This window comes from Blastomonas sp. 34TW, assembly GCF_059803595.1.
In genome coordinates, this window is sequence record NZ_JAPFGW010000008.1 from 89,641 (window position 1) to 101,645 (window position 12,005).

Genomic DNA, 12,005 nt, shown 5'->3' on the forward strand with positions numbered 1-12,005 from the left:
CAGCCAGGCGGCGCCTGCGATGGCCAGGGCGCGGGCCAATCGACCTGCCCGCGCCCCGACCGGCCATGGCCTTCCATCAAGGGAGGGTGAAAGGCGCATGGAACTCAATTGGTAAGATAGGCCATCGACATCAGCAACCTGGGCAGCAGCGATGCACCGGCATGGAACCGCACCGGCACCGGCGCGCGCGGACGAACCGACAGCGCACCCGCGTCACCGGTCGCAAGCATGGTCGCAACTTCCGATCCGATTACCGTGTTGGTCGCGAGGCCGCGCCCATTGCAGGCCTGGATCGCGATGGCATCGTCACCCAGATCGTAGATTTCGGGCAGAAACGAGGTGTTCACCCAGGCAAGGCCGTGCCAGAGATAATCGATCTGCGGATCGGGCATGGCGGGAAAATACTGTTTCAGCCGCCGCTTGGCCTCGCGATACAAGGCCTTCTCGCCATTGACCGCGAACGACATCGGGAAGGCGGAAACGAGATGGCCGAGCCCGTCGAGCCGGGCCGTGAAGAGATAGGGCATCTTGTCGGTAAACGCCCCGCCGCGCGGCAGGATCACCTGGCGCTGCGCGGGATCGAGCGGCATCGAGGCAAACTGGAAGACATTGAGCGGCAGCGAGGTCCGGCGCATCGCCGGATGCAGCGCGGCATTGCCGCCATTGGCCGCCAGCACCACGCGCCGCGCACGCATCGTGCCGCTGGCGGTATAGCATAGCCACTGCCCCTGCTTGCGTTCGAGCTGCCGCACGGGGCTGTTCGCATAGAGCTTGGCGCCGCGCCGGATCGCGACATGCGCGAGCCCGCGCACGAATGCCAGGGGGTTGAGCCCGCCGCCATCCTCGAAGCGCAGCGCCCCGCAATAGCGATCGGTGCCGAACAGGGCCCGGGTCTGGCTGCCGTCGACAAAGCTGACCCGGTGGCCGCGCGCCTGCCACTGCCGAGCCATGTCACGCTGCTGCTGGGCCAGCGCCTCGGTATGCGCAGGCGTGTAGAACCCGTCCTGATGCATGTCGCATTCGATCTCGTTCTGCCGAATCAGATCGAAGACATGCGCACCCGATCGGCCGATCATGTCGGTCAGCCGCTCGCCTGCCGCCTCGCCCAGCACCTCGCGGATCGTCTCGGGTGTATGTCGGATATAATCGGGCGCGATGATGCCGCCGCTCTGCCCGGTGGCGCCATCGCCGAACTGTCCCGCCTCGATCAGCGCGACATCGACATCGTGCTCGGCCAGATGCAGTGCCGTCGTCATTCCGGCAATGCCGCCGCCGATGACCAGCACATCGACATCGTGGACGCCGACCAGGCTGTCGACCTGCGGCGCAGGCGCAGCATTGGCGGTCCAGACAGCGCTGGTCAGGCCTTTCGGGCGTCGGCGTGGGGAAATGGGCTGATATTGCATCACAGCCGTTCCGACAGCTTGGCGGCAGAGTGGATCACGGCAGGCGCGGACAAGCGAATGTCCCGCTTCAAGCCTGCCGATGGGATCAGGTTCATGGTGGCAACTATCCTGTTCGCCCAGTCGAGGGCGGTGAAAAGGTCGAAACGGTCAGACGGTGGCAGGTTGTCGTTCGGGCCCGGGGCCGACACGCCGCGCGACGGCGACAAAGGCGAGCACGACGCACAGCGCGACCGGTGTGTTCATGATCATCGGCAGCGACATCTCGTTATTGCCGACGATCGACACGGCGATGAAGATCGCGGTGCCTTCCTGCCGCATCAGATGCTCGATGCCGATCGCGACGTTCTCACGATGGGTGAAGCCGGCAAAGCGCACGATGGTCATCACCACCGCGACCATCAACACGTTGAGCGCGACGGTGATCCAGAACAGCGCCCCCAGATTTTCGCGCAGCACCGGCACCTGGTCGTAAAGGATCACCGCAAACGAGCTGAACAGCACGATCGTGGCGATATTCTTCAGATAGCGCTTGAACCACAGGGCAAAGCCGGGCTGCCATGCGCGCACCGCAAAGCCGGTGGCAGCCGGCAGCACGGTGATCGAGAAAATATCCCAGAAGAACGAAGCGAGCGGCACGTTCACATCGGCTTCGAGCCCCATGAAGTGCAGCAGCGCGAAATGCGCATAGAAGGGCACGACGAAGATGTAGATCATGCTGAGGATCAGCGTCATCGACATCGAGAGGGCCAGATCGCCCTTGGCCATGTCGGTGAACAGGTTCGACAGCATGCCCCCCGGCGTGGTCGCCAGCAGCACGAAGCCGACCGCGAGCGCGGCCGTCGGCGCGACGGTCAGTGCAAGCGTGAGGCCGATCGCCGGTGGCACGATCAGCATCGAGCACACACCGAAGATCAGCGCGCGGCGGTTGCGGAACACCTGGCGGAAATCGTCTGCCGTCAGCGACAGGCCCATCGAGGCCATGATCGCGATCAGCGATCCGGGAAGCAGCCAGTTGCCCAGCAGGGCCATGAGATCGGCATAGGTCATGGGCGCGCTGTCCTCAGGCGGTTTCGAGCGACAGCGTGCACGCGCCGTTGCGGCGGATGGCACGGCAATCGGCCTGCGCCTTGGCGAGATCCTCGTCGAGGATGCGCGCGCAGACATTGGCCTGGATCCAGCCAAAGGGCATCAGCAGGCGGCCGCCGGAACCGTAGAACAGGCCGATGTCATAGAAATCGCCCGGCGGCAGTCCCTTGGTGCTGCCGGCGGCAAGATAGGCCAGGACGATGTCGCCTGCCTCCGGATAGGAAGTGGCGTTCTCCGCTGGGATGGCGGGCTGCGCCATGCCCTGCGGCAGGGTGCTCGCTGGCATCGGCACCGAGATTTCGGGCCCGGTCCAGATCGCGTGCATCGCCTCGAACCCGGCCTTGCGCTCGGCCAAGTCCCACAGGAACGCCGCCGAAACCGGCGCGGCGTCATCGAGCAACCGGCAGCGGGCGGACAGGCCCGATTGCGGCTCGACCAGTTTGATGATGCGCATATCGCTCCCCTATTTCCCTGCGACCATGGCCAGATATTCTTCCTTCTGCAGCGCGATCGGCACATTGCCGTTCAGCCACAGAAAGTCGTGAAACCGCTTGAGATCGAACGCCTTGCCCTCGCGCACCCGCGCCTCGGCGAGGAACTCGGCCGTCTGGATCTTGCCGATCTGATAGCTGATCGCCTGGCCGGGCGCGGCGGCGAAGAAGGTCGCTTCCTCTTCGGCGGTTTCGCGGTCCATCGGCACCATCGCCTGCAGATAGTCTGCGGCCTGGTCGATAGTGAATTCCCCGGTGGCGAGCTTTACGTCGACCTCGACGCGCAGCGCGCGCAGGCGGGCAAAATTGTAGATGATCTCGCGTGTCTTGGGCGCATTGTCCCAGAGCCCTGCCTGCAGCATCATCTCTTCGGCATAGAAGCCCGTCCCCTCGTTGGCCCCGCTGTCATAATAATGACGGCGCAACGGATTGGGGTGCTTCCACCCCAAGGTGAGCTGGAAGAAATGCCCCGGCACACCTTCATGCACGATGATCGGCCTGGGATCGCGCGCGATCGAAAGGTTGAAATAGCCGAGATTGGGCGACGGATCGGGCAGATAGACCGTCGCGTTCTGCCCCACACGCGTACGGTCGGTGAGATCGAAGGTGCGCCCCAACCACCCGATCGGCGCAAGATAGGCCGGAAACGGCAGCGCGTTGTAATGCCCGGCCCAGTCGGGGACGGTCAGCAGCCGCTTGTCCTTGAGGAACGCACGAATATCGCTCTCGTCCGAAGCAAGCTTGGTCACCACGGCATCGATCGAAGCGCCGATCGGCAGCTCTGCCATGCCCGCATTGCGGTTGCGCTCGAGCTCCTCGAACAGCACCGAACGGGTCCATTCCTGTCGCCCCATCTGGGCAAGCTGTTCGGGCGTATAGGGGTAGAGAGCTACGTTGCTCAGGAAAAAGCGATAGCTCTCTCCCCCCACCGCCGTCTGGCTGGGCAATGCCTCGCGACGATTTTTGAGAAAGGTTTCGAATGCGGCGAACGCCTTGATCGACTTGGCCACGGCGGCGTCGAGCCGCTTGCGCTGCCCGGCATTTGCGTGAGGCGCAAGGCCGCTCGCCATGCCTTTCAGGCTGTCCGGGACGATCGCGATCTGCGCCAGCGCCGCATCGACAAAGGGCCCCCGCATGTCGTCGAGATTGGCCTGGCCCGCTGCCAGCACCGCAGGCGCGTTGTCGAGCAGCCGGATGACCTGTTCGACCCGTGCGGCTTCCACCGGCGGCGGCGGCAGCAGTATCTCGAACACCGGACCCAGCGCCTGTGCAACATAGAAATGCGGCTGGCGCCGCCACGCGGCAACATGGTCGAGCTCCCAGTGGACGCGCGACAGCGCCGAACCGACAAGCCGGTAATCGACCTTCTCGCTGACGGTCTGCGGTTTGTCCGCCAGTGCCTTCCACTTGGCCTCGAAATTCGCGAGCGCCTTGCGCTGCTCTGCCACGGCGCGGGGCGACCAATCGGGTGTCCAGCCTTCGGGCCGCACGATGCGCGGAATATCGTCGCTGGTGGCCGGCTGGGTCGTGGCGCGCCAGGCCCAGAAATCGGCCCCCAGCTGCTGCACCTCGGCCTGCGCCAGCGCTGCCGGAGCCGCTGCCAGCATCACACCCGTCAGAACCGCAGAAACGAACGTCTTCAGCATCTTATTTCCTGTTCCTGACATTGCGGTCAAAGAACTCGGCCATCTTCTTGAACGCAAAGCGCGCCTGGCGAAGATTGTCGCTGGCCCAGGCATGGTTGCCGCCGGGCAGCGTCACCAGCTCGAACATCTGCTCGCGGTCGATCATCTGCTCGGCAAGCGCAATCGTGTCCGAATAGAGAACCACCGGATCGCGCGTGCCGTGAATGATCATCAGCGGATCCTTGATCCCCTTGGCCTGATAGAGCGCGGATTGCGCCTCGTAGCGCGCGGGCATGTCAGGACCGTCGGGCGGCCCCATGATCCACATCTGCGCAGGGTATGCATGCCAGACATTGGTCGCAGGCGCACCCGCAATTCCCGCCGCATAGACGCCCGGCTTCTTGGACAGCGACATGATCGTCATCAGCCCGCCATAGCTGGACCCCCACAGGCCGATACGCTTCGGGTCAGCATAGCCCTTCTCGATCAGGAAGCGGACGCCGCTTTCCAGATCGTTGATATCGGTCTCGCCATAGCTGTGCAGCTGGGTCTGGTTGTGGTCGCGCCCCTGCCCCCATGACCCACGCACGTTGACGTTGAGCACGATATAGCCCTGCGAGACGAAATACTGGTCCAGACCCCAGGTCGGGTGCGCGCGCCTGCCGCCCCATTGGTTGCGCACCGCATCCGAATAGACCGAGCCGACGATGACCGGATATTTCTTCGCGGGATCGTAATTGGCCGGCAGACTGACCCGCGCGACGAGGTTCACCCCGTCGACATGGCTGGGGAACTCGGCATAGCCGATATTCGCCCAGGTCTGTTTGTAGAATTCGGGCTGGGGCGACTTGGTCACCTGGACGGGTTTGGCGGGCTTTGCAGTATCGATGACGAACAGCTCGGGCGGCGTGCTGTCATTGCTGTACCAGTCGGCGATATGGCGGAAGCCAGGGCCATAGACCGGCTCGTGCGTTCCCGCCGCTGCGCCGCTCACCTGCTGGATTGCGCCGCCGGCCACCGGCACGCGATAGATCTGGCGGTCGGACAGATAGGATTTGTTGGCGGTGAAATAGATCTGACCACGCGCCGCATCGACCTCAAAATTGGCGATTTCCCATTTGCCGCTGGTGATCTGACGCGGGGCCTGTCCGGCGGCCAGCTGATGATAGAGATGCAGCCAGCCATCGCGATCGGTGAGGATGATCAGGCCATCATCGCCCGGCGCCCAGGTCACCTGCCAGTCGGGGCGCAGATGCTTGTCCTCGCGCAGCTGGTAGAAGGTCTCGCGCGCACCTGTCGCCACGTCATAGACATAGATGGTGTGCTCCTTGGCCTCCATGTCCGAACCGCTGACGAACAGCCTCTTTCCATTCCCGGACAGGCCGAAGCCCCAGATATGGTGCTTCGCATCAGGGCGCTCGAACATGCGGATCTGGCCCGATGCCAGATCGACATGGCCGACGCTCGCTTTGGTCGTCTCGTCGCCGGGAAAGGCGCGGATGACGCGATTGTTCTGCTGCTCGCCCTTGGCGTGGTAGAAGATGTCACGCTCGGGCATCGCGCGGTCATCGGCCTGCTGGAAGGCGATCGCCTTGCCGTCCTCGGACCAGTGATAGTCCTCGATATAGACTTTCGGATCGTCCGACCCGGCGACGCGGCGTGCGGCCTTGTCCTCGGTTGCGGCACTCGGGCGCACCCAGAGGACCCCTCCGATGGTGACGCGGTTGCGCGCGTCGGAAGGATTGCCCGCGATAAAGGCCAGGCTCCTGCCATCGGGCGAGAGGACGAGCTTGCGGATCGCCTGCTTGTCGCTTTCGACTTTCGTGATGGTGCCGTCGGCGGACCGGATATGCAGCTGTCCGCCCATCGTGAAGGCAACGCGGCCATCGTCGAGCATCACCGCCTGGGCAATGCCCCTGGCTTCGGCCTCGGGCTTGCTGTCACGGCCCAGAAAGGTCAGCCGCGTCTTCTTGCCGCTGCGCGGCGAATAGGACCAGATGTCACGGAAGCTGTAGCCCTCGTCGTTCCACAGGAACAGAACGGTGCCGCCATCGCGCGACCAGCTATAGCCTTCGGGCGAGGTACCGATCAGGCTCTTCGGCTGATAGAGCTCGTCGATCGACAGCGAGGTTCCGGCGACTTCCGCCCCACCATGCACCGGAGCATGCGGCCAGGGCCGATCCTGCGCCATTGCCGTCGACGCCATCAGCAAGGCCGCCATTGCCATGGCCGACCGCAACGCACCCATCCGCTTCATCAACCCAACCCCAGTCTGGATCTGCCGCCGAACAAGGCGGCCCATAGGCCGCAGCGACATGATGCCGCTGCGGCCCTTGCGCTAGCAATCAGAAGTTGGCGGTGAAGCCAACCGTGAAACGCCGTCCGATCGCATCGAACGTCTCGCGCTCGAACAGATAGAAAGGCGGATCGCGATCGAGCAGATTGTCGATCGAGGCGTAGAAGCGGAACTTCTCGGTCACGTTGAGATTGGCGCTGAGGTCGAAATAATGGACGTCGCCCGTCTCGGGCCGCGCCAGCAGCGGAGCCGGCGTGCCCGACGCAATCGCCCCGGCAATGCGCCCATCCTTGGTCGACTGCAGGAAGCGGTGACGCAGCGAAATCTGGAAATTGTCCACATCCCAGGTCAGACGCTGCGTGATGCGCCAGGTCGGGTTGGCCGTGGTGCAGCTGCCGCCGCCGATATAGCCGGCGCAGTCGACCGGTGCGGCCACCGGGCTGCCCTGCGTGATCGCCTCGATCAGATAGCTGCCCGCAATGAAATAGTTGAGGCTGCTGCCTTCCCGCAGCTGATAGCGATAGTCGAGACGGAAATCGACGCCCGAGGTCTCGAGCTTGGCGATATTGGCGTTGAGCAGCGGCACGTCGATCAGCTGGCCGTCAGGCGTGCGGTTGCGCAGCGGCTGGCAGAAGATGTTGGTCAGCGAAAGGTTGGCGTTGCACGCGTTGATCACCGACTGCAGGCCGCCACCGAACGATCCGATCGCGTCGTCGATCTTGATGTTGTAATAATCGATCGTGAGCTGGAGGCCGGGGATGAATTCGGGGCGGATGACCGCGCCGACCGACCAGGTGTCCGACGTTTCTTCCTGCAGGTTCGGGTTGCCGCCGGTGACAGCGCGGATCTGCTGGTTTTCCTGCTGGAAGACGTTGATCACGCTGGCCGGAACGCCGAGCGAATTGACGCAGAAGTCGCGCTCCGCCTGGGTGCGTCCCGCATCCGCGTTACAGAAGTCGACCGCCTGCGGCGCGGTGTTGGTCGCGCCCGAGAACAATTCGACCACGTTCGGCGCACGCACTGCACGCTGGTAGAGACCGCGGAACTTGAGGCCCCGGAACGGCGACCATTCACCGCCCATCTTGTACGAATAGACCTTGCCCGCGGTCGAATAGTCGGAGAAGCGCGCGCCGCCTTCGAACGCCAGCAGCTCGAAGCCGGGGGTGTCGGCCAGGATCGGCACATAGACTTCGCCGTACAGCTCGGCGACGTCGAACGAGCCGCCGGTCGGGCTGAGACCTGCCGAACGCGACAGCGCCTTGCCCTGGACATAAAGCTGGTCGGGATCGAACTGCGAGCTTTCCTTGCGATATTCCGCGCCGACCGAGATGCCGACATCACCCGCCGGCAGCGAGAACAGTGTGCCGGTAACGCTACCACCGATCTGCCTCTGCTTGAGGTTGGTGATATTGGTCAGGTCGGTCGAGATATAGGCCAGCATCTCGGGCGTCAGCGACCCGAAGCCGAACGGATTGATGGTGACGCAGCGCGGATCGGCAACGGCGCAATCGAAGGGATTGGCCGGGTTGGTCAGGAAGCTGTTGGCGAAATTGTCGATCAGCACGCCCCCGCCCTGCTTGTCGACGATCTTGTTCTCGCCCTGGTTGTAGAAGACTTCCCAGTTGAGGCGATCGGTCAGCGCGCCCTTCAGGCCCAGCACGATGCGATAGAAGTCGCGGGTCTGGTCGCTGGTGCGGTTGCCGCCATCGAGCAGGCGGCGGTTGATGTTGACCGGCACCAGGTTGTTGCCGTCCTGATCGAGGTTCACCCGCAGGAATTCGCGCAGGCTGGGATCGAGATAGGGGTTGCGCAGATCGAGCTGGAAGCCGGGGATGAAGCCCGAGCTGCTCATCGGCACCGCACCCAGGGTCGAGTTGATCTTGTTCTGGACGTACGAGCCTTCCCAGAACGCGGTGACAGAATCGTTGATGTCGTAATGGCCCAGAACCGACGCCTGCAAGCGCTTCATCGGCATCTGCAGGTTGGTGAACACGCGGTCGTTGAAGCCGTCCGACGTGCGATAGGCGCGCCAGCCTTCGGGCGCGAAGAAGATGCCTGCGGTGCCGATCGCCGTGCCCGCGCGGTCGCGCAGACCCACCAGCTGCGGCGAGAAGATCGTGCCCTGCGGTGTCACGCCATTGCCCGCCGGCACCAGCGTCGGCTGGCCGTTGACGATCGCGTCGGCCAGAAACACGATGGCATGGTCGCGCTTGGCACCAACCAGCTGCGCGCGATCGAAATAGCTGCCGTGGAAGACGATATTGCCCCGGCCATCGGCGAAGTTGCCGCCGGCGGTGAATTCCAGATTGTAGCGCGCGGCATCGCCTTCATCGCTGATGCCGTAGAAGCCGCCGACCTCGAAGCCCTCGAAATCATCCTTCATCACGAAGTTGACGACACCGGCCATCGCGTCCGAACCATAGACCGCCGAAGCGCCGCCGGTCACCACCTCGACCCGCGACACCAGCGAGGGCGGGATCAGGTTCAAGTCGACCACGCCGTCCTGCGACGCACCGACGATGCGGCGGCCGTTCTGCAGCACCAGCGTGCGCACGGCGCCCAGACCGCGCAGGTTGACGGTTGCCGAAAGGTTGCCCGAGTTCGACTGCGCACCCTGTCCGGCCACGGCCTGCGGCAGCGCGTTGAGCAGCTGCTCGCTTTCGACGGTGACCGAAAGCTTGATTTCCTCTTCGCCGATGACGTTGACCGGGCTGTTCGATTCGACATCGGGGCGCGGAATGCGCGAACCGGTGACGACGATCGAATCGGTCGCCTCGCCATCGGCCTGCTCCTGATCCGCCGCCTGATCCTGCGCGAAAGCCGCGCTCGTCGCTGCCAGAGTGAGCATCAGTGCCGATCCGCACTTCAATGCCGCCCGATGAATTCCAACCCGCTTCATGACCATTTTGAACTCCCTGATATGAACGCTCGCCTGCGAACGTCACGACCGCCGATCTGATGATCGATCATTCCCGTGAACAGTTGCGTGATTTTGAGCATATTGCCGCAAAGCCGTCAATCGCCCTGGAAGAAAAATATCTTTCAGGGCCGGTTTGCATAATTTTCGGTTGCGAGCCCCTCCCGCTCCGAAGCTCGCAGCGCTGTGCGGTTCAATCAGCATGATATTGTTAAAAGTGGGATTTTCTTCGACGAACGGCCTTGCTGCAGTGGATCGCAAGCGAATCCGGTGACTTGCGCTCCCTGTTGCGCCAGACCCGTTCTACCGTTGCCCCGAAAGCATCAATTCAGCGCTTGACGAGGCCGAGCGACCGCCACACTATATCCATATTCACGCTTTTTTCGTTTTAAGCGATCGATGCTGCGCAACGGCTGGAACGCCGTGCCGGCAATGGGGAAAGGAGACGGTCCCATGCGCCTGACATCTCTTACGACTCTGGCAATCCTGCTTGCCGCGCCCGGCGGAGTCGCGCTGGCCCAGACAGCGCCTGCCGCAGTGGCAACGCAACCTGCAGGTCCGCCCAATGGCACCGGATCCTATGCCGATTTCGAAACGCTTTTCGCACGCTTCAACGCGTGGAAAACGCCCAAGGCGGTGAACGGCATCGTCGATTACAGCCCTGAAACCGTCGCCAAGCGCCGCGCCGAACTGGCTGCGTTCCAGGCCCAGTTGCCCGGCTTTGCGGTCGCCCGCTGGGATCGGCACCAGCAGGTCGATTATCTTGCCGTTCGCGCGCAGATGGACCTTGCCGATTTCACGCTGAACATCACCAAGCCCTGGGCGCGCGATCCGGGCATGTATGTCGATGAACTGCAGCGGCTGGCTTATACCGATCTGCCGCTCAAGCCCGACCAGAGCGAGGCGTTCAAGGCGCGTATCCGCGCGATCCCGGCCTATCTGGCCCAGGCGAGGATCAACCTCGATTCGGTCGCGGCGGATTATGCCGATCTTGCCATCCACAGCCTTTCGAACGGCGACGGGGTCGGCCATGGCATGCCCTATCGCGCGGTCGAGCCGGCAGGGCTGATCGGCTGGTTTGCCGATCTGCGCGCGCGCGCCGCGACGCAGCAGCCCGATCTGCTGCCCGATATCGATGCGGCCCAGGCTGCGATCGCGGGCTTTCGCGACTGGCTAGTGGCAGGCCGCCCCCGGATGACCGCCGCCGCAGGAGTCGGCAAGCCAGCCTATGACTGGTTCCTCCACCATGTCAGGCTGATGCCCTATGATTCGGACGAGATCGTCACCCTGGCCGAACGCGAACTCGAGCGGCACTGGTCCAATTATGCGACCGAGCGTCATCGCAACCGCAAGCTGCCCGAGCTCCAGCTGCCGACCAGCGGCGAGGAATATGAGGCCCAGCTCGCGGGCACCGACGCCAAGATTCGCGCCTGGTTGCGCGATGAAGAGATCATCACGATTCCCGATTACATTCCAGGCACCTATCAGGAGGTCGGCTTCAATGCTCCCTGGGTCGTGCGACCCAAGGGCCCGATGTTCTGGGAGCAGGTGCAGTTTCGTGATGCGTCGCCCGACCATCTGCACGCGACCTTTCCCGGCCATCGTTTCGACGGGATGACCGGCGCACGGGTGACGCATCCCATCCGCAAGCATATCAGCGACAGCGGGCGCACCGAAGGCTGGGGCTTCTATCTGGAGGAACAGGCGCTGCAACTGGGGCTGTTCGACGACCGCCCGCGCACCCGCGAGCTGATCTACATTTTCGGCCTGTTCCGCGCCGCGCGCACGATCGGCGATGTGAAGATGCAGCGCAACGAGATGACGGTCGGTGAGGCCATGGCCTTCTGGAAGGAGTGGACGCCCTATCTCGACGACGATGTCGCGCGCGTCGATGCGGGCATCTATATCCGCCGCCCGCCCGGCTATGGCATGACCTACACGATTGGCGCGATGCAGCTGCAGAAAATGCTGGTCGACCGGCGTCGGCAGCTGGGCGATGCGTTCCGGATCAAGGACTTTCACGATTATCTGATGAACACGGGCCGCCTTCCGGTATCGCTGCTGCGCTATGACCTGACCGGGCTGGACGACGAGGTCGGCAAATTGTGGGCCCATGTTCCGCTCGCCAAGGCCATGGCCGCTAACGGCAGCGGGGGTACGGCTCGTTCTGCGCGCTGACGAGCG

General features: G+C 63.7%; 7 protein-coding genes. 1 reads left to right on the forward strand and 6 read right to left on the reverse strand.

Translation table 11 applies throughout. The annotated features are described in order from the left end of the window. Positions 1-104: 104 nt before the first annotated feature. The 6 genes from OPU69_RS11640 to OPU69_RS11665 all read right to left on the reverse strand — a co-directional run bounded on the left by OPU69_RS11640 (position 105) and on the right by OPU69_RS11665 (position 9,803). Positions 105-1,406: an NAD(P)/FAD-dependent oxidoreductase gene (locus tag OPU69_RS11640; protein WP_498511198.1), complete on the reverse strand. Its 1,302-nt coding sequence runs from the start codon at positions 1,404-1,406 to the stop codon at positions 105-107. A 147-nt stretch (positions 1,407-1,553) separates the two neighbouring features. Next, positions 1,554-2,453, reverse strand: coding sequence for a bile acid:sodium symporter family protein (locus OPU69_RS11645; protein ID WP_498511200.1), 900 nt, complete (start codon positions 2,451-2,453; stop codon positions 1,554-1,556). Between the two features lie 13 nt (positions 2,454-2,466). Beyond that, a complete protein-coding gene (locus OPU69_RS11650) occupies positions 2,467-2,946 on the reverse strand; it encodes a DUF3830 family protein (protein WP_498511202.1) in 480 nt (159 codons plus the stop codon). A gap of 9 nt (positions 2,947-2,955) precedes the next feature. After that, positions 2,956-4,629 carry a DUF885 family protein gene (locus tag OPU69_RS11655; RefSeq protein WP_498511204.1) on the reverse strand — a complete coding sequence of 558 codons (1,674 nt, stop codon included), beginning with the start codon at positions 4,627-4,629 and terminating at the stop codon, positions 2,956-2,958. A gap of 1 nt (position 4,630) precedes the next feature. Then, a complete protein-coding gene (locus OPU69_RS11660) occupies positions 4,631-6,814 on the reverse strand; it encodes a S9 family peptidase (protein WP_498511206.1) in 2,184 nt (727 codons plus the stop codon). A 139-nt stretch (positions 6,815-6,953) separates the two neighbouring features. Continuing rightward, a complete protein-coding gene (locus tag OPU69_RS11665; protein ID WP_197421677.1) occupies positions 6,954-9,803 on the reverse strand; it encodes a TonB-dependent receptor plug domain-containing protein in 2,850 nt (949 codons plus the stop codon). A gap of 471 nt (positions 9,804-10,274) precedes the next feature. On the opposite strand from OPU69_RS11665, the gene OPU69_RS11670 reads away from it, so the two are divergent. After that, a complete protein-coding gene (locus OPU69_RS11670) occupies positions 10,275-11,999 on the forward strand; it encodes a DUF885 family protein (RefSeq protein ID WP_498511208.1) in 1,725 nt (574 codons plus the stop codon). Positions 12,000-12,005 lie beyond the last annotated feature (6 nt).